At 68.5% G+C, this 26,051-nt stretch carries 26 protein-coding genes; 15 read left to right on the plus strand and 11 right to left on the minus strand.

The window, feature by feature from the left end; genetic code table 11:
• Positions 1 to 46 precede the first annotated feature (46 nt).
• The 4 genes from yajC to VHAB30_RS26960 all read left to right on the plus strand — a co-directional run bounded on the left by yajC (position 47) and on the right by VHAB30_RS26960 (position 5,848).
• Positions 47 to 382, plus strand: a complete 336-nt coding sequence (gene yajC / locus VHAB30_RS26945; RefSeq protein WP_062478234.1) for a preprotein translocase subunit YajC — start codon at positions 47 to 49, stop codon at positions 380 to 382.
• Between the two features lie 89 nt (positions 383 to 471).
• Entirely contained in the window at positions 472 to 2,355 is a 1,884-nt protein-coding gene (gene secD / locus VHAB30_RS26950; RefSeq protein ID WP_062478237.1) for a protein translocase subunit SecD, read from the plus strand.
• An 18-nt stretch (positions 2,356 to 2,373) separates the two neighbouring features.
• Complete coding sequence (secF, locus tag VHAB30_RS26955) at positions 2,374 to 3,336, plus strand: protein translocase subunit SecF (RefSeq protein WP_062478240.1); 963 nt, start codon at positions 2,374 to 2,376, stop codon at positions 3,334 to 3,336.
• Positions 3,337 to 3,448: 112 nt separating this feature from the next.
• A complete protein-coding gene (locus VHAB30_RS26960) occupies positions 3,449 to 5,848 on the plus strand; it encodes a DUF1631 family protein (protein ID WP_159279200.1) in 2,400 nt (799 codons plus the stop codon).
• Between the two features lie 58 nt (positions 5,849 to 5,906).
• Here the strand turns inward: VHAB30_RS26960 and VHAB30_RS26965 are convergent, their stop codons facing one another.
• The 3 genes from VHAB30_RS26965 to VHAB30_RS26975 all read right to left on the minus strand — a co-directional run bounded on the left by VHAB30_RS26965 (position 5,907) and on the right by VHAB30_RS26975 (position 8,991).
• Positions 5,907 to 6,443, minus strand: a complete 537-nt coding sequence (locus tag VHAB30_RS26965; RefSeq protein WP_159279201.1) for a DUF494 family protein — start codon at positions 6,441 to 6,443, stop codon at positions 5,907 to 5,909.
• A 148-nt stretch (positions 6,444 to 6,591) separates the two neighbouring features.
• Positions 6,592 to 7,734: a DNA-processing protein DprA gene (gene dprA, locus VHAB30_RS26970; protein ID WP_159279202.1), complete on the minus strand. Its 1,143-nt coding sequence runs from the start codon at positions 7,732 to 7,734 to the stop codon at positions 6,592 to 6,594.
• Between the two features lie 33 nt (positions 7,735 to 7,767).
• On the minus strand, positions 7,768 to 8,991 hold the full coding sequence (locus VHAB30_RS26975; protein WP_159279203.1) for a LysM peptidoglycan-binding domain-containing protein: 1,224 nt from the start codon (positions 8,989 to 8,991) through the stop codon (positions 7,768 to 7,770).
• Positions 8,992 to 9,151: 160 nt separating this feature from the next.
• Between VHAB30_RS26975 and def the strand changes: the two genes are divergently transcribed.
• Genes def through VHAB30_RS27000 form a run of 5 tightly spaced genes read left to right on the plus strand, consistent with a single transcriptional unit; the run spans position 9,152 to position 12,198 of the window.
• The gene (gene def, locus VHAB30_RS26980) at positions 9,152 to 9,673 is read left to right on the plus strand and encodes a peptide deformylase (protein ID WP_159279204.1); all 522 of its coding nucleotides are present in this window, start codon (positions 9,152 to 9,154) and stop codon (positions 9,671 to 9,673) included.
• Positions 9,670 to 10,167: a hypothetical protein gene (locus tag VHAB30_RS26985; RefSeq protein WP_159279205.1), complete on the plus strand. Its 498-nt coding sequence runs from the start codon at positions 9,670 to 9,672 to the stop codon at positions 10,165 to 10,167. Before def ends, VHAB30_RS26985 begins: the two co-directional genes overlap by 4 nt.
• Positions 10,164 to 11,120, plus strand: coding sequence for a methionyl-tRNA formyltransferase (gene fmt / locus VHAB30_RS26990; protein WP_159279206.1), 957 nt, complete (start codon positions 10,164 to 10,166; stop codon positions 11,118 to 11,120). The genes VHAB30_RS26985 and fmt overlap by 4 nt, the downstream gene beginning before the upstream one ends.
• Positions 11,120 to 11,860: an AzlC family ABC transporter permease gene (locus VHAB30_RS26995; protein ID WP_062478259.1), complete on the plus strand. Its 741-nt coding sequence runs from the start codon at positions 11,120 to 11,122 to the stop codon at positions 11,858 to 11,860. The genes fmt and VHAB30_RS26995 overlap by 1 nt, the downstream gene beginning before the upstream one ends.
• Complete coding sequence (locus VHAB30_RS27000; RefSeq protein WP_159279207.1) at positions 11,857 to 12,198, plus strand: AzlD domain-containing protein; 342 nt, start codon at positions 11,857 to 11,859, stop codon at positions 12,196 to 12,198. The genes VHAB30_RS26995 and VHAB30_RS27000 overlap by 4 nt, the downstream gene beginning before the upstream one ends.
• Positions 12,199 to 12,208: 10 nt before the next feature.
• On the opposite strand, the gene VHAB30_RS27005 is transcribed toward VHAB30_RS27000, so the two are convergent.
• Genes VHAB30_RS27005 through VHAB30_RS27030 form a run of 6 tightly spaced genes read right to left on the minus strand, consistent with a single transcriptional unit; the run spans position 12,209 to position 17,801 of the window.
• The gene (locus VHAB30_RS27005; RefSeq protein WP_159279208.1) at positions 12,209 to 13,183 is read right to left on the minus strand and encodes a Bug family tripartite tricarboxylate transporter substrate binding protein; all 975 of its coding nucleotides are present in this window, start codon (positions 13,181 to 13,183) and stop codon (positions 12,209 to 12,211) included.
• A 40-nt stretch (positions 13,184 to 13,223) separates the two neighbouring features.
• Positions 13,224 to 14,189: an MBL fold metallo-hydrolase gene (locus VHAB30_RS27010; protein WP_159279209.1), complete on the minus strand. Its 966-nt coding sequence runs from the start codon at positions 14,187 to 14,189 to the stop codon at positions 13,224 to 13,226.
• Positions 14,186 to 14,404 (minus strand): DUF2783 domain-containing protein, encoded by a 219-nt coding sequence (locus VHAB30_RS27015; protein ID WP_139700740.1) that lies wholly within the window; start codon positions 14,402 to 14,404, stop codon positions 14,186 to 14,188. Before VHAB30_RS27015 ends, VHAB30_RS27010 begins: the two co-directional genes overlap by 4 nt.
• On the minus strand, positions 14,401 to 16,125 hold the full coding sequence (locus VHAB30_RS27020) for an FAD-dependent oxidoreductase (RefSeq protein WP_159279210.1): 1,725 nt from the start codon (positions 16,123 to 16,125) through the stop codon (positions 14,401 to 14,403). The genes VHAB30_RS27015 and VHAB30_RS27020 overlap by 4 nt, the downstream gene beginning before the upstream one ends.
• Positions 16,126 to 16,132: 7 nt before the next feature.
• Entirely contained in the window at positions 16,133 to 17,254 is a 1,122-nt protein-coding gene (locus VHAB30_RS27025) for an alpha/beta hydrolase family protein (protein WP_159279211.1), read from the minus strand.
• The gene (locus tag VHAB30_RS27030) at positions 17,247 to 17,801 is read right to left on the minus strand and encodes a VOC family protein (protein ID WP_159279212.1); all 555 of its coding nucleotides are present in this window, start codon (positions 17,799 to 17,801) and stop codon (positions 17,247 to 17,249) included. The genes VHAB30_RS27025 and VHAB30_RS27030 overlap by 8 nt, the downstream gene beginning before the upstream one ends.
• Before the next feature lie 90 nt (positions 17,802 to 17,891).
• Between VHAB30_RS27030 and VHAB30_RS27035 the strand changes: the two genes are divergently transcribed.
• From VHAB30_RS27035 to pyk, 3 genes are all read left to right on the plus strand, one after another.
• Positions 17,892 to 18,800: a LysR family transcriptional regulator gene (locus VHAB30_RS27035; RefSeq protein WP_159279213.1), complete on the plus strand. Its 909-nt coding sequence runs from the start codon at positions 17,892 to 17,894 to the stop codon at positions 18,798 to 18,800.
• A gap of 92 nt (positions 18,801 to 18,892) precedes the next feature.
• Positions 18,893 to 20,086: a phosphoglycerate kinase gene (locus tag VHAB30_RS27040; RefSeq protein WP_159279214.1), complete on the plus strand. Its 1,194-nt coding sequence runs from the start codon at positions 18,893 to 18,895 to the stop codon at positions 20,084 to 20,086.
• A 104-nt stretch (positions 20,087 to 20,190) separates the two neighbouring features.
• Complete coding sequence (pyk, locus tag VHAB30_RS27045) at positions 20,191 to 21,639, plus strand: pyruvate kinase (protein WP_159279215.1); 1,449 nt, start codon at positions 20,191 to 20,193, stop codon at positions 21,637 to 21,639.
• 60 nt (positions 21,640 to 21,699) lie between these two features.
• On the opposite strand, the gene VHAB30_RS27050 is transcribed toward pyk, so the two are convergent.
• Positions 21,700 to 22,716 (minus strand): 1-aminocyclopropane-1-carboxylate deaminase, encoded by a 1,017-nt coding sequence (locus VHAB30_RS27050; protein WP_159279216.1) that lies wholly within the window; start codon positions 22,714 to 22,716, stop codon positions 21,700 to 21,702.
• Positions 22,717 to 22,852: 136 nt separating this feature from the next.
• Here VHAB30_RS27050 and VHAB30_RS27055 point away from each other — a divergent pair, with 136 nt between their 5' ends.
• From VHAB30_RS27055 to VHAB30_RS27065, 3 genes are all read left to right on the plus strand, one after another.
• Complete coding sequence (locus VHAB30_RS27055) at positions 22,853 to 23,338, plus strand: Lrp/AsnC family transcriptional regulator (protein ID WP_159279217.1); 486 nt, start codon at positions 22,853 to 22,855, stop codon at positions 23,336 to 23,338.
• Positions 23,339 to 23,492: 154 nt separating this feature from the next.
• Positions 23,493 to 24,557 (plus strand): class II fructose-bisphosphate aldolase, encoded by a 1,065-nt coding sequence (gene fba / locus VHAB30_RS27060; RefSeq protein WP_062478296.1) that lies wholly within the window; start codon positions 23,493 to 23,495, stop codon positions 24,555 to 24,557.
• A 100-nt stretch (positions 24,558 to 24,657) separates the two neighbouring features.
• The gene (locus VHAB30_RS27065) at positions 24,658 to 25,566 is read left to right on the plus strand and encodes a phosphoribosylaminoimidazolesuccinocarboxamide synthase (protein WP_062478299.1); all 909 of its coding nucleotides are present in this window, start codon (positions 24,658 to 24,660) and stop codon (positions 25,564 to 25,566) included.
• 15 nt (positions 25,567 to 25,581) lie between these two features.
• Here VHAB30_RS27065 and VHAB30_RS27070 read toward each other — a convergent pair whose 3' ends face one another.
• Positions 25,582 to 26,028 carry an META domain-containing protein gene (locus VHAB30_RS27070; protein WP_095950501.1) on the minus strand — a complete coding sequence of 149 codons (447 nt, stop codon included), beginning with the start codon at positions 26,026 to 26,028 and terminating at the stop codon, positions 25,582 to 25,584.
• Positions 26,029 to 26,051 lie beyond the last annotated feature (23 nt).

Raw genomic sequence — 26,051 nt, forward strand, 5'->3', positions numbered from 1 at the left:
GCATCTGAAGTCTTTTTCTTCTCTCTTCCCTCTGCTGGAGACTCTCTTGTTCATTTCCTCTGCTTTCGCTCAAACCGCGCCCGCAGCCGCCGGTGGTGGCGACATGTTGTCTTCGCTGGGCAGCATGCTGCCGCTGGTGCTGATGTTCGTGGTGCTGTATTTCGTCATGATTCGCCCGCAAATGAAGCGCCAGAAAGAGGCCCGCGCCATGATCGAAGCCCTGGCCAAGGGTGACGAAGTCGCCACGGCCGGCGGCGTGCTTGGCAAGATCACCTCGCTGAACGACCAGTACCTCGGCCTGGAAATCGCCAACGGCGTCGAGATCAAGATCCAGCGCAGCGCGGTGGTCCAGGTGCTGCCCAAGGGCGCCGTCAAGCAATAAAAGCGTGAGCTGAACCTTGCGCTTCAGGGCGCAGGGCCCCAAGTCACGCCGTGTTCCATTTCTGAAACGCTTGTGAAAAGCGCCTTCTCATGAACCGTTACCCGGTCTGGAAGTACACGATCATCGTGATCGTGCTGCTCGTGGGGCTCATCTACGCCCTGCCCAATTTCTTCGGCGAGGCACCCGCGGTGCAGGTGTCCGCGGCCAAGACGACCGTCAAGGTCGATGCCGCCACCCAGACCCGGGTCGAGGAGGCGCTGAAGGCGGCCGGCCTGACGCCCGACCTGGTGACGCTGGACGCCGGCTCGCTGCGCGCCCGCTTCACCACCACCGACGACCAGCTCAAGGCGCGCGACGTCGTGCAGCGCGCCCTGGTGCCCGACGCCAGCGACCCGCCCTACACGGTGGCGCTGAACCTGCTGTCGCGTTCGCCCAAGTGGCTCACGTCGCTGCATGCGTTCCCGATGTACCTGGGCCTGGACCTGCGCGGCGGCGTCGACTTCCTGCTGCAGGTCGACATGAAGGGCGCCATCGACAAGAAGGCCGAATCGTTCGCGAGCGACCTGCGCACCACCTTCCGCGACAAGAGCATCCGCGGCACCCAGGTCAGCCGCAACGGCCAGACCGTCGAGGTGACCTTCCGCGACGCGGCCTCGCTCGAGACCGCCAAGCGCCTGATCGTGGACCAGTTTCCCGACCTCAGCACCACCGACACGCAAGACGGCACCAACTGGCGCCTGACCGCCACCATCAAGCCCGAGGCGGCCCGCCGCCTGCAGGACGCCGCGCTCAAGCAGAACATCACGACCCTGCACAACCGGATCAACGAACTCGGCGTGGCCGAGCCGGTGATCCAGCAGCAGGGCCTGGACCGCATCGTCGTGCAGCTGCCCGGCGTGCAGGACACGGCCAAGGCCAAGGAAATCCTGGGCCGCACCGCCACGCTCGAGATGCGCATGGTCGACGAAAGCGCCGAAGGCCGCGCGGCCGAGTTGAGCGGCGCGCCCGTGCCCTTCGGCTCCGAGAAATTCCTCGACCGCGGTGGCCGCCCGGTGATCGTGAAGAAGCAGGTGCTCGTCACCGGCGAGAACCTCACCGACGCCCAGCCCGGCTTCGACCAGCAGAGCAACCAGCCCAAGGTCGACCTGACCATGGACGCCAAGGGCGGTCGCATCATGCGCGACGTCAGCCGCGAGAACTACAAGAAGCGCATGGCCATGCTGATCTTCGAGAAGGGCAAGGGCGAAGTGCTCACGGCCCCGTCGATCAACGGCGAACTGGGCAACCGCTTCCAGGTCTCGGGTTCGATGACGGTGGCCGAAGCCAGCGACCTGGCCCTGCTGCTGCGCGCCGGCTCGCTGGCCGCGCCCATGGAGATCATCCAGGAGCGCACGATCGGCCCGACGCTCGGCGCCGACAACATCGAAAAAGGCTTCAAGAGCGTGATGTACGGCTTCCTGGCCATCATGGTCTTCATGTGTGCCTACTACGCGCTGTTCGGCCTGTTCTCGTCGATCGCGCTGGCCGTGAACCTGATGCTGCTGGTCGCCATCCTGTCGATGCTGCAGGCCACGCTCACGCTGCCCGGCATCGCGGCCATGGCGCTGGCCATCGGCGTGGCCATCGACTCTAATGTGCTGATCAACGAACGCGTGCGTGAAGAGCTGCGCAACGGCGCCTCGCCGCAGGCCGCCATCCACGCGGGCTACGACCGCGCCTGGGGCACGATTCTCGACTCCAACGTGACCACGCTGATCGCGGGCATTGCGCTCCTGGCCTTCGGCTCGGGCCCAGTGCGCGGCTTCGCAGTGGTGCACTGCATCGGCATCGTCACCTCGATGTTCTCCGCCGTGTTCTTCTCGCGTGGCCTCGTGAACTTCTGGTACGGCCAGAAGAAGAAGCTCAAGTCCGTGTCGATCGGCACCGTCTGGCGGCCCAAGACCGACGGCACGGCCGTGGTCGACACCAAGTAACGGCCGAGGACCATCGCCATGGAATTCTTCCGCATCCACAAGACCATCCCGTTCATGCGCCATGCCCTGGTGCTGAACATCATTTCCTTCGCAACCTTTGCGCTGGCGCTGTTCTTCCTGTTCCACCGCGGGCTGCACCTGTCGGTGGAGTTCACCGGCGGCACGGTGATGGAAGTGGCCTACGAGCAATCGGCCGACATCGGCAAGGTGCGCGAGGCCGTCACCAAGCTCGGCTATCCCGAGGTGCAGGTGCAGAACTACGGCACCTCGCGCGACGTGCAGATCCGCCTGCCCACCCAGAAGGGCATGAGCTCCGACCAGCAGAGCGCGCAGGTCATGCAGGCGCTGAAGTCGGTCGACCCGTCGGCCACGCAGCGCGGCATCGAGGTCGTCGGGCCGCAGGTCGGCGACGAGCTGACCTCCAATGGCATCAAGGCGCTGGCCATGGTGGTGATCGGCATCATGATCTACCTGGCGTTCCGTTTCGAATGGAAGTTCGCGCTGTCCACCGTGCTGGCCAACCTGCACGACGTGGTGATCATCCTGGGCTTCTTCGCCTTCTTCCAGTGGGAGTTCTCGCTGGCGGTGCTGGCGGCGGTGCTCGCGGTGCTGGGCTACTCGGTGAACGAGTCGGTCGTGATCTTCGACCGCGTGCGCGAGAACTTCCGTCGTTACCGCAAGATGACGACCACCGAAGTCATCGACAACGCGATCACCTCGACCATCAGCCGCACGATCATCACCCACGGCTCCACGCAGCTCGTGGTGCTGTCGATGTTCTTCTTCGGCGGCCCGACGCTGCACTACTTTGCGCTGGCGCTGACCATCGGCATCTGCTTCGGCATCTACTCGTCGTGCTTCGTGGCCGCCGCGATCGCCATGTGGCTGGGCGTGAAGCGCGAGGACCTGATCAAGGGCCCGCCGGTCAAGCGCGACGGCGATTCGGGCGGCGACGACCCGAACGCCGGCGCCGTCGTCTGAGGGATACTTCGGCGCCAGCTTCGCGTCACCCGCACTTGTGCGGTGGCGCATCCCGATGCAAGCTCGGGGCTGTTGCCGATGAACCGTTCTCTCCGGCCTTTCCGATCCATCAATGAGCACTGCGCGGTCCGCTTCTTCCCTGCAGCTCGCACGCGAGGCGCGTGAGCGTTTCGTGGCGGCCACGGAAGGCGCGATCGCTCCGCTGGCCCAGGCCATCCGCGACCGGCTGACCGCGGTGGCCTCCGATGTCGGCAGCGCGCGCACCATGCAGGAAAGCCGCGACGACCTCGTGGCGTTCCAGGGCCATGCCTCGCAGTGGGTGTCGCTGGCGCAGACCGGCTGGCGCAAGGCGCTGGGCACGGGCCCGGCGGGCGGCACCTCGTCGGCCCCCGCGGCGCTGCGGCTGGAGCTCATCGGCGACGAGGTGGTCGAGAGCAACATCCTCGCCTCGCGCCTGGCACAGACCATCCACGACAAGGCCAGCTTCGAGCTCAGCGACCTGCGCCTGCGCATCCAGCACCTCGAAGGCACGCACGAGCTCGATGCCCGGGACGTGCTCAAGCCCGAAACGCTGGCCAAGCTGCTGGTGGAACAGTGGCTGGCCGCCGGCCTGAGCCGCGAGGCCTGGGGTCGCGTGCAGGGCACGGTGCAGCAGGCGCTGGCGGACGTGGTCGTGAAGGCCTACGAAAGCGCCAACGCCTTCCTGATCGCGCAGGGCGTGATGCCCGAAATCGACCTCAAGAGCTTCGTGCGCCGCACGGGCGATTCGGGCGGCGGCCCGTCGTCCATGGGCATGCCGGTGTCGTCGAGCATGCCGATGGGGCAGGGCGCGCCGGCAGGTGCGGCGGTGTCGCACGGCCAGCAGCAGCCATCGCAGCCGCAGCGTCCGGGCTTCGCTTTCCAGGCCTCGCATGCGGCGTCCGTGCCGTCGTCGGGGCCGGCCTCCAGCTCGATGATGGGCAGCTCGCCGCTCGCCTTCGCGCGGCAGCGCGCGCAGACCGCGCTGCTGAGCCTCAAGCGCTTTGTCGCCGCGCGCATCGGCGGCGAGGCCGGCGTCTCGCAACCGGGCGGGGGCACGACCGGCACCGGTGGCGGCGTGGCCGCGCCCCGCGTGTTTTCACGCACCTTTGCCGGCGCCATCGCCGATGCCGAGGTTGCCTACCGCATGGCGGCCACGCAGTACATCGACGGCGGCGGCGAGCAGGCCACGCTGATCCAGCAGACCGCCGTCGACCTGCGCCGGCGCACCGCCGAGCTCAAGAAGCGCGCGCCCACCACGGCCGACAAGGCCACGGTCGAGATCGTGGCGCTGATGTTCCAGGCCATCCTCGCGGAAGAGCGCATTCCGTTCTCCGCCCGCGTGTGGTTCGCGCGGCTGCAGATGCCCGTGCTGCGCGTGGCCATCGCCGAGCCCGAATTCTTCGGCACCCTGCAGCATCCGGCGCGCATGCTGATCGACCGCATGGGCTCCTGCGTGATGGGCTTCGACGCCGCCGCCATCACCGGCAGCGCGCTCGAAAACGAGATCAAGCGCGTGGTGCAGGTGATCGAGCAGTACCCCGAGACCGGTCAGCGCGTGTTCAAGCTGGTGTTCGACGAGTTCGTCGCTTTTCTCAGCCGCTACCTCACGCAGAGCGACGCCACGCAGCGCGTCATGAGCGTGGCGCAGCAGGTCGAGCAGAAGGAGACGATGGCGATCCAGTACACCATCGAGTTGCGCAAGATGCTCAACGACATGCCGGTGCGCGACGAGATCCGCGAGTTCCTGTTCAAGGTCTGGGCCGAGGTGCTGGCCATCGCCGCGCTGCGCTACGGCGCGCAGGGCGAGCACACCGTGATGCTCAAGCGCGTGGCCTCCGAGCTGGTCTGGGCCGCGAGCGCCAAGCCCAACCGCGCCGACCGCGCCCGCGTGATCCAGGACCTGCCGCAGTTGCTGCAGCGCCTGCGTCAGGGCATGGACCTGCTGGGCATCGTCGGCGAGCCGCAGGAAGGACACATCAAGACCATCGGCGCCACGCTCACCGACGCCTTCATGTCGAAGACCGAGGCCATTCCCCAGGCCAAGATCGAGGCCATGGCCGAGCGGCTGGCGCACCTGGAAGACTTCGTGACCGACGACGGCAGCGCCTCCAGCCTGCCGCTGGACGCCCAGAGCATCGAGCTGCTGCTCGGCGTGGACGCGACCGCGATCGAGGTCATTTCCGACACCGCCGGCGTCAAGGTGGCCGAGGACATGCTCGCGTGGACCCACGAGCTGCAGGTGGGCAACTGGTTCATGCTGGACCACAACGACCGCGTGACCCAGGTCCAGTTCGTCTGGCGCAGCGACCGCAAGCAGCTGCACCTGTTCGCCTCGGCCGACGGTCGCAGCTTCCTCATCCAGGCTGGGCGCTTGGCGATGTACCTGCAGGCTGGCCTGCTGGTGCCGGCCGAGGAAGAAACGCTCACCGCGCGCGCCACGCGCGAGGCGCTGGCGAAGCTCGATGCGAATCCCGAGCGGCTGCTGAACTAGTCAGCCGCGCGGCTGTTTCGTCTGTGCCGGGGAGCGCTTGAACTGCCTGGGGGCGAGTTCAGTGCGCCGTGCGGCCTTCGCGGCTCTCGCAGAGTTCGTCGAGCACGAGGGCATCGGGCTCGATGCCGGTGCTCCAGTGCACCATCAGCACGATGATCTTGAGTTCGTCCAATGCCACCGGGTCGCCCGGTGCGGCCATCGCGCGCTCGACGACGATCTCGCGCAGGCCGCAGGGCAGCACGTTCGACAGTTCGAGAAAACGGATGAAGCCGAGGCACTCGGCGCCGAGGTGTTCCTGTTCCGACGGCGAGTACACGCGCATCGACTGGCTCGACTGGGGCAGCGCCGCATCGGGCGCGCCGCCCAGCGTGACGCGGGCAGTGGTGATGGCGTTGTCGGCATCGCCTTCACTGGCCTGGTGTTCAAACTGCAGGCCTTGCGTGGCCAGGCTCAGGCCGTCGAGCCACTGCAGGGCGTCGCGAATTTCTTCCGCCTCGAAACCGTGCGCACTGAGCTTGCGGCCCAGCTGTTCGGGTTCGGGGCAGGCATCGCCGCGCCAGTAGTTTTCATACACAAACACGAGCACTTCGAACATGGGCCCAATATAGCCCAGGAAACCGTTGCTCGCCCCCAGTCTTCGCGCACTTCGTGTCGCTGCGCCAACCCCCTACCGGGGGCAACACCAGCGGCCCGGCAAAGCCGGTTCCGCGGTGTTCCACGAAAAAGCGGGCGCGGACTGGGCGTCAGCCGACGGCGGCTCTTTGAAACAGGCCGCCGGGCAACCGCGAGACATGCCCGTCGAGTTCAAGCTCGAGCATCTTCGCCTGCAGCTGGGCCGCGCTCCAGCCGGTGCGTGCGCTCAGCGCATCGAGGCTCACCGGGTCGAAGCCGAGGGCATCGAGCAGCGGATGTTCCGGGGCCGACGAGGGCGCGTCGCTGGCAACTGTGCGAACGGGCGGTGCCAGCGGCGGCAGTTCTTCGAGGATGTCGTTCACCGACTCGACCAGCTTCGCGCCTTGGCGGATCAGCGCATGGCAGCCGCGCGATTGCGGCGAGTGGATCGAGCCCGGGATCGCGAACACTTCCTTGCCCTGCTCCGAGGTGAGCCGTGCGGTGATGAGCGAGCCCGACGCCAGTGCGGCCTCGACCACCAGTGTGCCGCGCGCCAGGCCCGCGATGAGGCGGTTGCGCTTGGGAAAGTTCTGCGTGAGCGGCGGCGTGCCCAGCGGCAGCTCGCTCACGATCAGCCCCTGCAGCGTGATGCGGTGCGCGAGGTCGCGGTGTCGCGCGGGGTACACGCGGTCCAGGCCGGTGCCGACCACGGCCACCGTGGCGAGCACCGGGGCGTCGCCGGCCGCGTCGAGCGCGCCCAGGTGCGCTGCGCCGTCGATGCCGAGCGCCAGCCCCGAGACCACGGGCAGGCCCGCTTCGCCCAGCGCCCGTGCGAAGGCGCGCGCATGGCTGGCGCCCTGCGGCGTGGGGTTGCGGCTGCCGACCACGGCGAGGCTGCGGCCGAGTTGCGTGAGGTCGAAGGCGGCGGCGCCGAGCACGTAGAGCATCAGCGGCGGGTCGACCATCTCGAGCAGCGAGCCCGGGTAGCCGGCGTCGCCGAGCGTCACGACGCGGCGCGTGATGGCGCCGCCGGTGGGGTCGTCCGCGGGGTGCAGCCATTGCCAGGTCTGGTCGACCTGCGCCTGCAGGCCGGAGGGCGGCTGTTTCAGTGCGGCGGCCTGGGCGGTGCTGACGACTTCGCACAGCGTTGCCTCGGGCTGCGCGAAGATCGCGTCAGGCAGCCCGAAGGCCGCCAGCAGGCGGCGTGCGGCGCCGTCGCCGACGCCTGGGGTCAGTGAAAGTCGCAGCCAGCCTGCGAGTTCTGCGCGTTCCAAACGAGTGTGCGAGAAAGAAGCCTCAGGCGCGTGTCAGGGATTGACGAGGAAGTCGCCGGCGCGGGGAGTGTCGTTGATTTCGAGCACCAATGCGTACGAGACTTTCTCGAAGGTGCGGAACACCATCAGCAGGCCGATGCGTTCGTTCGGCAGCTTGATGGTTTCCTTGCGTGCGCCGGTGCGGTCGAGGATGGTCTCGCCGTTCTTCAAAATGGCCAGCACGTGGCCGTTGTCGACGCCGTCGCGCGTGCCCTTGTTGATGGCCACGACCTGGTTCTGCGCCGCGTACTGCACCGCGTTGCCGTAGACCGACACGATGCGGCCGTCCACCTGGGTGGAGGGCGCGCGCGGTGCGTAGCTTAGCAGCTGGCGCGGCGGCTCGGGCAGCAGGCGGTCGCCGGCGCGCATTTCCTCGCGCGACGCAATGATGTCGATGCTGGCCGGCACGACCGTGATGACGTCCTTGTCGCCGGTCGTCTCGATGGTGGTCGATTCGCCGCGCTGCAGCTGTGCCTTGCCCAGGTACTGCGCCTCGTAGCCGAGGATTTCGCCGGTGCCCGGGTCTTTCAGCGGCGTGGCGCTGCGGAAGATGCGGTAGTGCTGCACCGGGCCCGGCTTCTCGACCAGCGGCGATTCGGCATTGCCGCGCGCATAGGCGCGGTCGCCACGCGACAGCAGCACGCGGCTGTCGTTGCCGGCCACGATGCGCGGCGCGGCGTCGAGCGTGTTGGCGTCGACCACGATGGGTTCGCTGAGGAAGGGCTCGATCAGGCTCGGGTTGAGCGTGGGCAGGGCCATGCCGGCGAGCGAGTCGAAGCGCGTGCGCGGCGACAGCTTGATGGTGCCGCCGTCGACGCCGCCCACGCTGCGGCGGGTGGTCAGGCGGGCGCGGCCGCCGCTCTTGTCCAGGTACAGCACCTGACCCGGGTAGATGCGGTGCGGGTCCTGGATCTCGTTGATGTTCATGCCCCACAGCTCCGGCCAGCGCCAGGGGCGCAGCAGGTACAGGCGCGAGATGGCCCAGAGCGTGTCGCCGGGCTTGACCGTGTACTCGTCGGGCGCCTTCGGCGACAGCTCGCTCAGCGGCACGCCGGCCTGGGCGGTCTGCTGGGCGGTGGCGCGCTGCTGGGGCGTGACCGGGTAGGTCGTCTGCGCCCAGGCCGCCGTGGCGCCGCAACTGCCGGCCACCGCCAGGGCGGCCGTCCAGAAGGCAAAGAAGGTCGGGCGCTGGTGTTCGGTGGAGCTGGGCTGTGTCATGTCTGGATGGGTGAGCGCACGAAGTATCGTGGCGCATACGAATCTCACAATTTGCTACGAATTCTGCGCCCGAAGCCCTTGCAAGGGCAACGTTTTCGCGCCAATGCGCCGCGACGCGTCGCGGAATTGGCGAAAATAGCCACAACTTCCCCCCGATTTCATGGCCAAACGAATCATTCTGAGTTACCCCGACAAGCGCCTGCACACGGTGGCCAAGCCGGTGCAGGGCGTGGACGCGCGCATCAAGACGCTGGTCGCCGACATGCTGGAAACTATGTACGACGCGAGCGGCATCGGCCTGGCCGCGACCCAGATCGATGTGCACGAGCGCGTGGTCGTGATCGACGTCTCCGAAGAGCGCAACGAGCCGATCGTGCTCATCAACCCCGAAATCACCTGGGCCAGCGACGAAAAAGTGCTGAATGAAGAGGGCTGCCTCTCGGTGCCCGGCATCTACGACGGCGTGATGCGCTCCACCTCGGTGAAGGTCCAGGCGCTCGACGCCGACGGCAACACCCACACCATCGAGGCCGAGGGCCTGCTGGCCGTGTGCATCCAGCACGAGCTCGACCATCTCATGGGCAAGGTGTTCGTCGAATACCTGTCGCCGCTCAAGCGCAACCGCATCAAGAGCAAGCTCCTCAAGCAGCAGCGCGAGGACATGAAAGAAGCACGGGCATGAGCCACCGGGCTGCGTGGTCCTCGCTGGCCGCCGCCGGACTGTTGTTCCTGGCGGGTTGCGCCAGCGAACCCACGCGCATCCAGCCCGGCACCTCCGCCGCCGAGACCCTGCAGCGCCTGGGCGCGCCCACCGGCCGCTACCCGCTCAACGGCGGCGGCGAGCGCCTGCAGTATTCGCGCATGCCGGCCGGCTTCGAGGTGGTCGACATCGACCTCGACGCGTCCGGCAAGGTCGTCTCGGTGACCCAGGTGCTCACCGAGGCGCGCTTCGACCACGACATCCAGGTCGACCGCTGGCGCCAGAACGAGGTGCTGGCCTTCTACGGCAAGCCCTACGAAATCAGCCGCGTCAGCTCCTTCGACGGCACCGTCTGGACCTGGCGCTACAAGGCCATCAACGAGCGTCGCATGCTCTATATCTACATCGACCCCACCGGCGTGGTGCGCCGGTATCACACGGGGGATGACCTCGAATTCGAACGGATCCGGGATTGAGCGCGTTGAAAGTCGTTTTTGCGGGCACGCCCGAGTTCGCGCGCGTCGCCCTGGAGGCCATTGCCGCCGCCGGCCATGACATCGTCGGCGTGATGAGCCAGCCCGACCGGCCCGCCGGCCGCGGCATGAAGCTGCAGGCTTCGCCCGTCAAGCAGTGCGCCGTGGCCCACAACTGGCCCGTGGCCCAGCCGCGCAGCCTGCGGCTCGACGGCAAGTACCCCGACGAGGCCACGGCCGCGCGCGACACGCTGCTGGCGTGGCAGCCCGACGTGATGGTGGTCGCCGCCTACGGGCTGATCCTGCCGCAGTGGGTGCTCGACCTGCCGGCGCACGGCTGCCTCAACATCCACGCCAGCCTGCTGCCGCGCTGGCGCGGCGCGGCGCCGATCCACCGCGCCATCGAGGCCGGCGACGCGCAGACCGGCATCACGATCATGCAGATGGACGCGGGCCTGGACACCGGCGACATGCTGCTGCGCGAGGCGCTCGACATCGCGCCCGGCGAGAACACCGCCCGCCTGCACGACCGGCTGGCCGCGCTCGGCGGGCGCATGGTGGTCGAGGCACTGGCGCAGATCGGCCAGCTGGTTCGCACGCCGCAGCCCACCGAAGGCATCACCTACGCCCACAAGGTCGAGAAGCACGAAGCGCTGATCGACTGGACGCAGCCGGCCGCGGCCATCGTGCGCCGCGTGCTGGCCTTCGATCCGTTCCCCGGCGCCAACAGCCCGCTCGGTGGCGAGACCGTCAAGCTCTGGGCCGCGCACGTGGCGCCCGGCCCTGCAGGCGCCGCGCCCGGCACCATCATCTCGGCCGATGCAACGGGCGTCGCCGTGGCGGCGTCGGACGCCACCGTGGTGCTCACCGAACTGCAACGCCCGGGCGGCAAGCGCCTGCCCGCGGCCGATTTCCTGCGCGGCTTCGACCTGAAGGCCGGCCAGGTCTTCGGCTGATGTTCCTCTCGCCCACGCTGCGCCGCCAGCCCGAGTTCCGCGCCGGCATGCGCGACATGGCCTCGGCCGCGCTCGGCATCGGCGCCTGGGGCCTGATGACCGGCGTGGCCATGGTCAAGTCGGACATGAGCGTGCTCGAGGCCGTGGCGATGACCCTGTTCGTCTATGCCGGCAGCTCGCAGCTGGCCGCCATCCCGCTGCTGGCCGCGGGCGCGCCGGCCTGGGTGATTTTGGCGACGGGCTTTTGCGTCAACCTGCGCTTCGTGGTGTTCAGCCTGCACCTGCGGCCCTACCTCATGCACATGCCGCGCTGGCGCCGCCTGCTGCACGGCTACCTGACGGCCGACCTGAGCTACGCGCTCTTCACGAAGCAGTACACGGCGCCACCGACGACGCCCGCCGAGCGGCTGGCGCAAGAGGCCTACCTCACCGGCAACTACTTCGTGACCTGGTGCGCGTGGATGGGCATGAGCCTGCTGGGCATCGCGCTGGCCAACCTCATTCCGCAGACCTGGGGCCTGGGCTTTGCCGGCGTGCTGAGCCTGGTGGCCATCGTCTGCTCGATGGCGACGACGCGGCTGCGCGTGCTGGCCGCGCTCATCGCGGGCGCCACGGCGGTCGCGGCCTACGCGCTGCCGCTCAAGCTCAACATCGTGGTCGCGATCGGCGTGGCGGTGCTGCTGTGCTTCTGGCTCGAAAAGCAGTTCGGGCTCGACCCCGACGCGGAGGACGACAAGTGAGCGCCGGCGGCACCGACTGGTGGACCCTGGCCGTGATCGCCGGCCTCGCCGGCGTCACCGTGCTCACGCGCTGCTTCTTCTTCATCCTCGACCGGCCCTGGGGCCTGCCCGAGTGGGCGCACCGCGCGCTGCACTACGCGCCGGCCGCCGCGCTGGCCGGCGTGATCGCGCCCGAGATCGTGATGACGCAGGGCCACCTGATCACCACGCTGCACGACGCCCGCCTCTACGCGGCGGTCGTCGGCGGCGCCTACTACTTCTGGCGGCGCGGCGTGCTCGGTACGATGCTGGCCGGCATGGCGGTCTACCTGCCCCTGCACCTCGGCCTGGGCTGGTGACCGGATTCGATCAGTCGAGTTTCACGCCGGCGGTTTTGATGATGTTGCCCCAGCGCTCGCTCTCCGCGCGCGAGAGCTTGTAGAAGTCCTGCGGCGTGCCGGGCAGCGCCTCGAAGCCGAACTCCGCAAACAGCTTCACCACCTTCGGTGCTTTCATTGCCTTGTGCAGCTCGGTGTTGATGCGCGCCACGGCCTCGGGCGGCATGCCGGCCGGGCCGATCAGGCCGTGGAAGGCGTAGGCGTTGACGTCGCTGAAGCCGGCTTCGACAAAGGTCGGCACCTCGGGCAGGGCGCTGGCGCGCTGCGGCAGCGCGATGGCCAGCACGCGCACCTTGCCCGACTTGATGATGGGCAGGCCCGAGGCCAGGTCGAGCATCATCGTCGGCACCTGTCCGCCCATCACGTCGGTCATGGCGGGCGCGGCGCCCTTGTACGGCACGTGCGTGATCGTCAGGCCCGCCTTCTGCTTGAACAGCTCCATCGCCATGTGGTGCGGCGAGCCGTTGCCGGGCGAGGCGTAGCTCACCTTGTCGGGGTTGGCCTTCACGTAGCGCACGAACTCGGCCACGTTCTTCGCGGGGAAGTCGGGGTGCACCACCAGCGCCACCGGGAAGCGCCCGATGGTGCCGATGTAGGTGAAGTCGGTCGCCGGCTTGTAGGGCAGCTTGGCGAACATGTGCTCGTTGAACAGCAGCGCCGCGTTCTCGGCCTGCATGATCGTGTAGCCGTCGGGCTTGGCCTGCATCATCACCGACACGCCGATGTTGGTCGACGCGCCGGGGCGGTTGTCGATGATCAGCGGCTGGCCGAGCGAGGGCTGGATGGCCTCGGCCAGCGAGCGCGCGAGGTTGTCGGTGCCGCCGCCGGCCACGTAGGGCACGATCCATTTCACGGGCTGGCTGGGGTAGGCCGCAGGCTGCGCCGACGCGAAGGGCGCGGTGGCGAGCGCGAGGGTCGCGGCCAGCAGGGGAAGGAAGCGTTTCATCGTTTGTTGTCTCCGTTGCTTTGTTGAAAAAGGGGGCGGCTCAGGTGCCGCGCAGGATCTGCCAGAGCTCGCGGTCGCGCTCGGCGGTCCATACGACCGGGTGCTCGATGCCGCGCAGTTCGTCGTAGGCGCGCGAGACGTCGAAGGGCAGCACGTGCTGGAACACCGGCCAGCCGCCGAAGCGCGGCGTCATGGCGGCCTCGGCGCGCGCGAAGCAGCCCTTGAGCGTGTCGCCCGCGGCGATGCCCGTGCGCACGCTGTCGAGCAGCGTCGAGAGAAAGTCCTTCGTGAGTCCGATCGCTTCGGCGCAGGCCGCTTCGCCCTGCAGCACCGCGCCGCGCCCGGGCACCAGCACGCGCGGCTTGAGCGCGCGCACCGCGTCGAGCGTGCCGGCCCAGTCGCCGATGTAGGCGTCGCCCGCGTAGACGCCGCAGTGGTTCTCGACCACGTCGCCCGCAAACAGCACGCCGCTGTCGGGCAGCCAGGCCACGGTGTCGCCGCTCGAATGGCCGCGGCCCAGCGCCATGAGCCGCAGTTCGCGGCCGTCGCCCAGCGGCAGCGTCATCTCGCGTTCGAAGACCGTGGTCGGGAAGGTCAGGCCCGGAATCTCTTCCACGCCCGCGAACAGGCGCGGGAAGCGGCCCACCTCCGATTCGAAGTCGGCCTGGCCGCGCGTGCGGATCCAGTCGAGCGTGCCGTTGCTGGCGACGATCTCCTGCACCTCGTCGAAGGCGCTCGCGCCCATCACGCGCACCGCGTGGTAGTGCGTGAGCACGATGGTGCGGATCGGCTTGTCAGTCACGCTGCGGATCGCCGCGAGGAAGTCGCGCGCCATGCGCGGCGTGGGGCGGGTGTCGATCAGCACCACCTGCTCGTCGCCGACGACGAAGCCGCAGTTGGGATCGAAATCGCTGATGTAGCCGTAGGCGCCCGGCGCGAGTTCCTGCAGCCGGGGCTTCTGCTCGCGGGTGTCGGAGGCGGAAGCGAAAGAGACGGTGGCGGTCATGGCGGTGTTGTCGTGGTCGTGGGGATGTCGTCGTCGGCCTCGGCCGCCGCGCGGATGCAGGCGAGCAGCACGGCCTGGTCGGCGCACTGGTTGGCCAGCAGCAGCACGAGGCGGGCGTTGAGGTCGGCGCTCTGCGCCTCGGTGCGGCCTTCGTGCGCGGCCAGCAGGGCGGCGTAGAAGCCGTCGGGGTCGGGGATGCGGGGCTCGGTGATCATGAGGACGAAACGGGGAGTGCGAGCGCCGTGCGGACGGCGGCGGTGACCGTGTCGGGGGTGGCTTGCGCAAGGAGCGCGGCGCGGTAGGCATCGGGGCGCACGAGCACGAAGCCGCCCGCTGCACTGGGGTCGAGGCCGAGGTGGCGCGCCAGCGTCTCGTCGGCCTGCAAGGTCGGTAGACCGCTGTCGCCGCCCACGGCCAGCAGGCGCAGCGGCAGTGCGGCCGTGGCATCGCTCGCGGCCTGCGCCTGTGCGCGCGTCGGCGCGAACCACAGGCCCAGGCACTGCGTGCCCTCGGCCAGCAGCTGCATCAGCGTGGTCTGGCGCCCGTCGGCCCAATGCAGCGGCAGGTTCTGCACCGTGCGCGCGCCCTCGGGCAGCAGCGGCGCGGCGGGGTAGTCGTTGGCGACCGACATACGGCCCGTGTTGACCAGCGCGCGCGCGAAGGTGTGGCGCTTGGCCAGTGCCACCACGGCGCGGCGCAGCGTGTGCTCGGCCGGCGTGCGCGGTGCAAGGAAGCGCGCGGAGCGGCTCGTGACCGTCAGGTTCTCCTGCGCGGCCGGGCGGCGCTCGGCGTCGTAGCTGTCGAGCAGCGCATCGCCGGCTTGGCCCTGCGCGACCAGCGCGAGCTTCCAGCCGAGGTTGGCCGCGTCCTGGATGCCGGTGTTGCCGCCGCGCGCGCCGAAGGGGCTCACCACGTGCGCGGCGTCGCCGATGAAGCACACGCGGCCGTGGCGAAAGCGCTCCAGCAGGTGGTCGCGGTAGCCGTAGGGGCCGATCCACACGAACTCGAAAGCCACGTCGGGCCCGAGCTGTTCGCGCAGCCGCGCACCGGCCACCTCGGGGCGGCTGATCTCGGCCGGGTCGCAGTCTTCTGGCATCTGGTAGTCGATGCGCCACACGCCGTCGGCCATCAGGTGCTGCCACACGCCGCGGCCTTCGTTGAAGGGCGCGTCGACCCAGGTCCAGCGCTCGGTCGGCAACGGTTTTTCGAAGCGCACGTCGGAGATGCACCAGCGGTCGGTGCTGCGCGAGGCGTGCGATGCCACGCCGAGCTGCGTGCGGATCGGGCTGTTCGCGCCCGTGGCGTCGATCAGGTGGTCGGCCTCGATCGTGTAGCTGCCGGCGGGCGTCTCGACGTCGATGCGCACGCCGTCGGCCAGCGGCTCGACGTCGATGCGCACGCCGTCGGCCAGCGGCTCGACGTCGATGCGCACGCCGTCGGCCAGCGGCTCGACGCGCGTCACGCGGCTCTTCCAGCGCAGGTCGGTCACGCCGAGCTCGAGGATGCGATCGACCAGGAACCACTCGATGTAGAACTGCTGCAGGTTGATGAAGGGCGGCTGCGTCGAGACGCTGGTGGCCTGCAGGTTGAAGTTGTAGACCTCCTCGTTGCCCGAGAAGGTGCGCCCGAACGACCAGGTGACGCCCTTGGCCGCGATGCGTTCGTAGATGCCCAGGCGCTCGAAGATCTCCAGGCTCTTCTGTGCGTAGCAGATGCCGCGCGACGAGGCGCCGCGCACGCCCACGGTGTCGTCTTCGTCGAGCAGCACGGCGCGCACGCCGCGTTGTGCGAGGTCGCAGGCCAGCGTGAGGCCCGAGGGGCCGGCGCCGACGATCACGACCGGGTGGCGCACCACCTGCGCGCTGCCGAGTTCGGGCGGCGGCGTGAAGGGCCAGACCGGCAACTCGTAGGCCGGTGCGAATGCAAAGTTTTCCATGTCTCGTCTACAGCGCGTGCGCGAACTCGGCGATGGCATCGGCCGCCTGCGGAATCAGCTCGGGCTGGCCCGCCAGGTAGTGGTTGCCGCCGACGATGTCGACGTTGCGGATGCGCGCGCCACCCGCGGCCATCCACGCGTCGCGCGTGCTCGGGAAGGTCGACTGGTCGCCGGTGTAGGTCAGCAGCAGTTGGGGCACCGTGGTGCGCGCGAGGTTGGTGGGCCCGTCGGCCTGCGAGCGCGACGACCACTGCGAGAGGAACGCGGTCAGCGAGGTGGTGCGGCCCATCGCGTTGGCCGAATAGTTCACCTGCCGCGCATCGCCCCAGACGCTGCCGGGCAGGCGCGCGTTGGCATCGAGCGACAGGTCGACGCAGCGCGGATCGGCGTGCGTGCGGTAGACGACGAAGGTCTGGTCGCGCGGCGCGCCGGGTGTGTTGCGCAGCAGCGCGAGGCGGTCGAGGCACCACTGCTCGATGCGGTCCATCCGCGCCTTCTGCGTCGCGCTGAAACGTGCGAGAAAGTCGGCCTCGTAGGGCACGCGGTGGCGCGGGTCGTACATGTCGAGCTCGGGGTCGACCGAGAGCGGGTCGTGCTCGTCGGTGACCGACGGGTCGATCCAGTCGCGCATGAGCCGGGTGCGGCCCAGGTGCGCGGCGCACAGCGCGAGGCCGTCCACGGGCGGCAGGTCGCTGGGGTGCAGGTGCGTCGGGTCGCCGTCGGGCAGGTGCGTGGCGGTGAGCTGTTCGGCCTGCGCCTGGTAGAAGGCCGCGAGCGCCGCGCCGCCCGAGTTGCCGACCAGGAACACCTTCTCGTAGCCGGCGGCGCGCAGGTACTGCACGCCGGCGCCCAGGTCTTGAATCGCACGCTCCATCAGCAGCACCGTGTCGTTGCCGACGAAGCGCGAGTTCAGGCCCATGCAGCAGATGCCGCGCTCGGCCAGCGGGCCGATGAGGTAGTGGCCCATGAAGTTGCTGGTCGGGTGCATCACGATGGCCGCGATCTTTTTCGGCCCCGGCGGCGCGCGGAAGGCGCCGTAGATGCGCGGGCGCAGCAGCTGCAGGCCCGACTGGCTGTCCATGGCCGCGCCGGGCTTCACGTCGATGACGGCGAGTTGCATCTCAGACATGCGACGCGCCTTTCGCTGCGCGAAGCGCCGCCTTGCGCGCGGTCCACGCGTCGAGGTCGGCATGGGCATGGCGCGCGTGCGCGTCCATCTCGGTTTGCGGCACGGTCGGCGTGGTCAGTTCCACGCGGATGCCGTTGGGGTCGAAGAAGTAGATCGACTCGATGATGTGGTGGTCGGTCACGCCCAGCACCTCGATGCCCGCGCCTTCGAGCCGCGCCTTGGCGGCCAGCAGGTCGGCCACCGAGTCGACGCGCAGCGCGATGTGGTTCACCCACGAAGGCGTGTTGGGCGAGGGCAGCGCGGCGGTGTCGTCGCCCAGGTCGAAGAAGGCGATGTACGCGCCGTCGCGCATCTGGAAAAAGATGTGCACGTAGGGGCAGTACTCGCCCGTGCTCGGCACGTGGTCGTTCTTGATGACGTGGGCCAGCGGCAGGCCCAGCAGGTCTTCGTAGAAGTGGCGGGTTTCCTCGCTGTCGCGGCAGCGCCAGGCGAAGTGGTGCAGCCCGCGAATGGGTGGGGGCGCCGTGGGGGTGGCGTTCGTCGGCATGTCGTGTCTCCGTTGAGGCCGCGATTGGGCAATGCCGCGTCTTATGATGCAATCGAAATTAATTCATCGATTGATGAAATAACCATATATATGAACCTCACCCTGCGCCAGCTGCGCGCCTTCGCCGCCGTGGCCGAAGCCGGCAGCTTCACCACCGCCGCCGGGCAGTTGCACCTCACGCAGTCGGCGCTCAGCGTGCTGGTGCGCGAGCTCGAGCGCGAGATGGGCGTGCAGCTGCTCGACCGCAACACGCGGCGCGTGCAGCTGTCGGAGGCGGGGCGCGAGTTCCTGCCGTCGGTGCACCGGCTGCTCGGCGACCTCACGAGCGCGGTCGCGGGCGTGACCGACCTGCGTGACAAGAAGAAAGGGCTGTTGCGGCTCGCAGCGCCGCAGCTCATGGCCTGTACGCTGATGCCGCGCGTGATCGCCGCCTACCGCGAGGCGTACCCCGACGTGGACGTGCGCCTGGCCGACACGCTGCCCGAGTACCTGCTGCTGGGCGTGGCGGCCGGCGACGTCGAGCTGGCCGTGGGCCAGGACGTGGCGGTGGACGCCGCCGCCATCGAACGTCGCACGCTGTTCCGCGACCGCCACTGGCTGATCTGTCCGCCCGGCCACGCCTTTGCCAAGCGCCGCAAGGTGCGCTGGCACGAGCTGGGGCCCTACACCTTCATCGCGCCCACGCGCGACTTCCGCCAGCGCGTGCTGCCCGAGCTGGGGGCGGAGGAGCGCGCCTTCCTGATGCGGCCGGGCACGCAGGAGGTGTCGTACATGACCACCGCGCTGGGCATGGTGGCCTCGGGCCTGGGGCTGACCGTGTGCCCGACCTACTCGGCGTCGCTGGTGCGCGCGCACGGGCTGCAGATGGTGCGGCTCGAGTCGCCCGACTTCCACCGCGAGGTCTGCGTGTACAGCGCGGCGCGGCGTTCGCTGTCGCCCGCGGCGGCGAGCTTCGTCGGCATCCTGGAGCAGTTCGCGACCGCGCAGCCGAAGGTCTGAAAAAGCATCACCGCCCCGCAAGAGACGCGCAGGGGCGCCAGAGGGCGAAAACTACAATGCGGGCAGTCCCGTCTTTCACCATCCTCAGACCCATGAACGTCATTCGATTCACCGACCTCTGTGCGCAAGGCAAGGCCGCCGGCCAGCGCGTCTTCATCCGTGCCGACCTCAACGTGCCGCAGGACGATGCCGGCCGCATCACCGAAGACACGCGCATCCGCGCCTCGGTGCCCTGCATCCAGCTGGCGCTCGACGCCGGCGCGGCCGTGATGGTCACCTCGCACCTGGGCCGCCCGACCGAAGGCGAATTCAAGCCCGAAGACTCGCTGGCCCCTGTCGCCAAGCGCCTGGGGGAGCTGCTGGGCCGCGAGGTGCCGCTGATCGCCAACTGGGTCGACGGCGTCGACGTGAAGCCCGGCCAGGTCGTGCTGCTGGAGAACTGCCGCGTCAACAAGGGCGAGAAGAAGAACGACGAAGCACTGGCCCGCAAGCTGGCCGCGCTCACCGACATCTACGTGAACGACGCCTTCGGCACCGCCCACCGCGCCGAAGCCACCACCTACGGCATCGCCCAGTTCGCCAAGGTGGCCGCGGCCGGCCCGCTGCTGGCGGCCGAGATCGACGCCATCACCAAGGCGCTGGCCCAGCCCAAGCGCCCGCTGGTCGCCATCGTGGCGGGCTCGAAGGTCAGCACCAAGCTCACCATCCTCAAGAGCCTGTCGGCCAACGTCGACCAGCTGATCGTCGGCGGCGGCATCGCCAACACCTTCATGCTGGCCGCGGGCCTGAAGATCGGCAAGTCGCTGGCCGAGCCCGACCTGCTCGACCAGGCCAAGGCCGTGATCGACGCCATGCGCGCGCGCGGCGCCGACGTGCCGATCCCGGTCGACGTGGTCACGGCCAAGACCTTCGCGGCCGACGCGCTCGCCACCGTCAAGGCCGCCACCGACGTGGCCGAGGACGACCTGATCCTGGACATCGGCCCGAAGACCTCGGCCATCCTGGCCGCGCAGCTGCGCGAAGCCGGCACCATCGTCTGGAACGGCCCCGTGGGCGTGTTCGAGTTCGACGCCTTCGCGGGCGGCACGAAGGCCATCGCGCAAGCCATTGCCGAGAGCAGCGCCTTCTCGATCGCCGGCGGCGGCGACACCCTGGCGGCCATCGCCAAGTACGGCATCGAAAAGCAGGTCGGTTACATCTCGACCGGCGGCGGCGCCTTCCTCGAGGTGCTGGAGGGCAAGACCCTGCCGGCCTTCGAGATCCTGGCCAAGCGCGCGGCGGGCTGATTCCGGCGGCGGTCCGGCTACGGGAGGGAAATCCCCCGTGGCGACTGACTTCCGTTCGACACACAAAGTGTATACAGTAGCGAATACAAAACGGAGACCCCTTCATGAGCTCGGACCGCATCCCCCGCCACGCCACCAAGATCGTCGCCACCCTCGGCCCCGCCTCCAGCACGCCGGAATTGCTGCAACAGATGATCCTGGCCAAGGTCAGCGTGGTGCGGCTGAACTTCAGCCACGGCACGGCGCAGGACCACATCGACCGCGCCACCATGGTGCGTGAGGCGGCCCGCAAGGCCGGCCGCGAAGTGGCCATCATGGCCGACCTGCAGGGCCCCAAGATCCGCGTCGGCAAGTTCGCGCAGGGCAAGATCTGGCTGGAGCCGGGCGCCAAGTTCGTGCTCGACGCCTCGCGCACCGAGCTGGGCGATGTCGATGCCGTGGGCCTGGACTACAAGGACCTGCCGCGCGACGTGAAGCCCGGCGACAAGCTGCTGCTGAACGACGGCCTGATCGTGCTCACGGTCGATGGCGTCAAGGGCGAGGCGGTGCACACCACCGTCAAGCTCGGCGGCGAGCTGTCGAACAACAAGGGCATCAACAAGCAGGGCGGCGGCCTCACGGCGCCCGCGTTGACGGCCAAGGACATGGAAGACATCAAGACCGCGATGAGCTTCCAGGCCGACTATGTGGCCGTGAGCTTCCCCAAGAACGCCACCGACATGGAAATGGCGCGCCAGCTGTGCAACGTGGCGGCCGCCGAGTACGGCCACAAGCCCGGCATGATCGCCAAGATCGAACGCGCCGAAGCCATTCCGAAGCTGGAAGAAATCCTGCGCGCCAGCGACGGCATCATGGTCGCCCGCGGCGACCTGGCTGTTGAAGTGGGCAACGCCGCCGTGCCGGCGCTGCAGAAAAAGATGATCCGCATGGCGCGCGACATGGACAAGGTGGTCATCACCGCGACCCAGATGATGGAGTCGATGATCACCAACCCCGTGCCGACCCGCGCGGAGGTGAGCGACGTGGCCAACGCCGTGCTCGACGGCACCGACGCCGTGATGCTCTCGGCCGAAACCGCCTCGGGCCGCTACCCGCTCGAGACCGTGCAGGAGATGAGCCGCATCTGCGAAGCCGCCGAGGCCGCCGAAGACAAGACGCTCGACGCCGACTTCAGCGGCAAGACCTACAGCCGCATCGACCAGTCGATCGCCATGGGCGCGCTGTTCACGGCGCACCACCTGGGCGCCAAGGCCATCGTGGCGCTGACCGAGTCGGGCTCCACCATCCTGTGGATGAGCCGCCACCGCGCGCACATCCCCATGTACGCGCTGACCTCACGCCTGGCCACGCAGCGCAAGCTGGCGCTGTACCGCAACGTGCGCCCGCTGCTCATGGATTCGGAAAGCGACCGCGACACCGCGCTGCGCCAGGCCGAGAGCCACCTGAAGAAGCGCGGCATCGTGCAAAGCGGCGACGTGTACGCCATCACCTGCGGCGAGCCGATGGGCGCGCCCGGCGGCACCAACATGCTGAAGATTTGCCGCGCGAGCTGAGTTCGTTCGCCACATGAAAAAGGCCGGCACATGCCGGCCTTTTTCATGGCGCCGTCTGGTTCAGCCGTTGCGGAACAGGAAGCTGTAGGCGTTCAGCGCGGGCACACCACCCAGGTGCGCATACAGCACCTTCGAGCCGGCCGGGAATTCACCCAGCCGCACCTTCTCGATCATCCCGTGCATCGACTTGCCCTCGTACACCGGGTCGGTCAGCATGCCCTCGAAGCGCGCGCTCAAACGGATCGCCTCCAGCGTGCCCTCGTTCGGCAGCCCGTACTCGGGTCCGCCGAAGCGGCGGTCGAGCACCACGTCCTTCTCGGTGATGTCGCGGCCCAGTTCCACCAGTTCGGCCGTGTTCTTCGCGATGCGCAGGATCTGCTCGTAGGTCTGCTGCGGCTTGGCCGAGGCGTCGATGCCGATCACGCGGTCGGCCCGGCCGTCGGCCGCGAAGCCCACCACCATGCCGGCCTGCGTGCTGCCCGTGACCGAGCAGACCACGACGTAGTCGAACTTGAAGCCCAGCTCGGCCTCCTGCTGGCGCACTTCCTCGGCAAAGCCCACGAAGCCCAGGCCGCCGCGCGGGTGCTCCGAGCAGCCCGCGGGGATCGGGAAGGGCTTGCCGCCGGCCGCACGCACGTCGGCCATCGCCTGTTCCCAGCTCTGGCGGATGCCGATGTCGAAGCCCGCCGCGTCCAGCCGCACGTCGGCGCCGAGGATGCGCGACATCTCGATGTTGCCGACCCGGTCGTACACCGCGTCGGAGTAGTTGACCCAGTTCTCCTGCACCAGCACGCACTTCAGGCCCAGGTGCGCGGCCACGGCCGCGACCTGGCGCGTCTGGTTCGACTGGATGCCGCCGATCGACACCAGCGTGTCGTAGCCGCCTTCGAGCGCCTCGGGAATCAGGTACTCCAGCTTGCGCGTCTTGTTGCCGCCGAAGGCCAGGCCGCTGTTGCAGTCCTCGCGCTTGGCGTAGAGATCGACCTTGCCGCCCAGGTGGGCGCTCAGGCGCTTCAGCGGCTGGATCGGCGTGGGGCCGAAGGTCAGGACGTGGCGGGGGAATTTCTTCAGGTTCATCGACGCAGCTCCGAGGGGGTGAAGCTGTCGATCGTAGGAAGAAGGGTTTGCAATGTGCTTGCGAAGTTCGCTGGATTTGGCGTTCAAAAGAAGGCAGGATGTCCCAAGAGAAAGCCTTTCATTCGAGAAAGAAGCCATGAGCACAACAAAGTTGCGTGCCCCGACGGAGCTCGACCGCACCGACCGCGCCATCCTGCGCGCCCTGCAGCGCGACGCCTCGGTGTCGAACGTGGCGCTGGCCGCCAAGGTGAACCTCAGCGCGCCGGCCTGCCTGCGGCGGGTCGAGCGGCTCCGGGCCACGGGCTTCATCAAGGGCGTGGTCGCCCTGCTGGACCCCGACGCGCTCGAGGTCGGCATGCTCGTGATGATCGGCGTGGTGCTCGACCGCTCCACGCCCGACTCGTTTGCCGATTTCGAGAAGGCGGCGCAGAAGGTGTCGGGTTGCCTCGAATGCCACGTCGTCACGGGCGAATTCGACTACTTCATGCTCGTGCGCACCCGCGACAACGACAGCTTCAACCGCCTGCATGCCGAGCAGCTGCTGTACCTGCCGGGCGTGCGGCAGATCCGGACCTTCGTGGTGCTCAAGCAGGTGCTGTCGACCACGCAGTTGCCGATCTGAAAAAGTTGAAAAAGAGCTGCGTGCCAGTACCCGTGGCGCCCGGGGTGGCGTCGGCCCTGTCCCACAAGGGGGCTCGGTAGAATCGGGGTAGTTTTCTCCCGACTTTCCGCCTTCTCTTTTTTCCCGTTTTTTCTATTCCCACGAGGTATTTCCCATGGCACTCGTCTCGATGCGCGAACTGCTGGACCACGCCGCCGCCAACGGCTACGGCATTCCGGCCTTCAACGTCAACAACCTCGAACAGGTCCAGGCCGTCATGGAGGCTGCCAAGGAAACCGGCGCGCCCGTCATCCTGCAGGCCAGCGCCGGCGCCCGCAAATACGCGGGTGAAGCCTTCATCAAGCACCTGATCCAGGCCGCCATCGAGCAGTACCCGAACATCCCGCTGGTGATGCACCAGGACCACGGCCAGAGCCCGGCCATCTGCCAGGGCGCGATCGACCTGGGCTTCTCGTCCGTGATGATGGACGGCTCGCTGCACGAAGATGGCAAGACGCCCGCCTCGTTCGACTACAACGTCGACGTGACCCGCAAGGTGGTCGAACTGGCCCACAAGGTCGGCGTCACGGTCGAAGGCGAGCTGGGCTGCCTGGGCTCGCTCGAAACCGGCATGGCCGGTGAAGAAGACGGCATCGGCGCCGAAGGCGTGCTCGACCATGCGTCGCTGCTCACCGATCCGGAAGAAGCCGCCCAGTTCGTGAAGGCCACGCAGCTGGACGCACTGGCCATCGCCATCGGCACCAGCCACGGCGCCTACAAGTTCACGCGCAAGCCCACGGGCGACATCCTGTCGATCCAGCGCGTGAAGGAAATCCACGCCCGCCTGCCCAACACCCACCTGGTGATGCACGGCTCGTCGTCGGTGCCGCAGGACCTGCTGGAAATCATCCGCAAATACGGCGGCAACATGAAGGAAACCTACGGTGTGCCCGTCGAGGAAATCCAGGAAGCCATCAAGTACGGCGTGCGCAAGATCAACATCGACACCGACATCCGCCTGGCGATGACCGGCGCGGTGCGCAAGTTCCTGGCCGAGAACCCCGAGAAGTTCGACGCCCGCGAATGGCTCAAGCCCGCGCGCGAAGCCGCCAAGCAGATCTGCAAGCAGCGCTACATCGAGTTCGGCTGCGAAGGCCAGGGCGCCAAGATCAAGGGCGACACGCTGCAGGTCGTTGCCGCCAAGTACGCCAAGGGCGACCTGGCGCAGCAAGTCATCTAACGAAGACAGACTGCTCGCCGCAGGCCACCGCTCGCGGTGGCTTTTTTCTGCGCGCACAATCCGCTTTTCCCGTCACCGTTTCCCAGCCGAGCATCCGTCCATGACCACCGTTCACACCTCTTCCATCCAGAGCCTGCCCCTGCTTGCGCGCGGCAAGGTGCGCGACAACTACGCCGTCGGCGAAGACCGCATCCTGATGGTCGCGAGCGACCGGCTCAGCGCCTTCGACGTGATCATGGGCGAGCCCATCCCGGGCAAGGGCGAGATCCTCACCAAGATGGCGCTGTGGTGGTTCGACCGCCTGGGCGCGCTGTGCCCCAACCACCTGACGGGCGAGGCGCCCGAGAGCGTGGTGCAACCCGACGAGGTGGCGCAGGTCACGGGCCGCTCGATGCTGGTCAAGCGCCTGCGTCCGATCCCGGTCGAGGCCGTGGTGCGCGGCTACCTGGCCGGCAGCGGCTGGAAGGAATACCAGGACAACCGCGCCGTCTGCGGCGTGCCGCTGCCCGAAGGCCTGACCAACGCGAGCAAGCTGCCGCGCCCGATCTTCACGCCCGCCGCCAAGGCCGCGGCCGGCGAGCACGACGAGAACATCAGCTACGAGCGCGTGGTCGAGGTCGTCGGCCCCAAGCTGGCCCAGCAGATCCGCGAGGTCAGCATCGCCATCTACGAGGCGGCGGCCCAGATCGCGCTGGCCAAGGGGATGATCATTGCCGACACCAAGTTCGAGTTCGGCCTGGACGAGAACGACACGCTGGTGCTGATGGACGAGGTGCTCACGCCCGACAGCTCGCGCTACTGGCCGGTCGAGGGCTACGAGGCCGCGCTGGCCGCCGGCACCAACCCGCCGAGCTACGACAAGCAGTTCGTGCGCGACTGGCTCGAGGCCACCAAGATCAACGGCAAGCCCTGGGACAAGACGCCCCCGGCGCCGCGCCTGCCGGCCGAAGTCATCGAGAAGACGGCCGCCAAGTACCGTGAGGCGCTGGACCGCCTCACCCACGGCTGATCCGGCTTTTCGTTTTTAGCGTGTCGTGCCGTTGCTGAGCAGCGCCACGGTGCGACCGCTCGCATCGAGCAGCGCGAGCCGCCCCGGCGCCAGCCGGTAGCTGGCCGTGTTCTGCAGCGCCGACAGGAACTGCGCCTCGTTGGCGCCGCGCACCGGGTCGGCGCAGGCCATGCGCGTCGCGGCCATCTGGCCGAGCTTGAGCGACACGCCCGCGCGCGTGAACGATCCCGTGACGCGGTTGCAGCCGCCTGAACCACTCACCCGTCCGCTGTTGCGATCGAACTGCAACTGCGCATCGCCGCCTGGCGCGATGGGCTCGTCGCCCAACTGCACCAGGCGCCACACCGGCCCTTCGATCGGCTCGTCGAGGCTGATGCCGCTGCCGCAACCGGTCAGGGCGGTCAGCAGCAGCGCGGCCGAGGCAATGGCGGGGAGCGCGGTACGGCGGGCGAAGGAACGCATGGCCAATTTTCCTTTTCAATCTG

The sequence above is a fragment of the Variovorax boronicumulans genome, from assembly GCF_009811375.1.
Lineage (GTDB): Bacteria > Pseudomonadota > Gammaproteobacteria > Burkholderiales > Burkholderiaceae_C > Variovorax > Variovorax boronicumulans.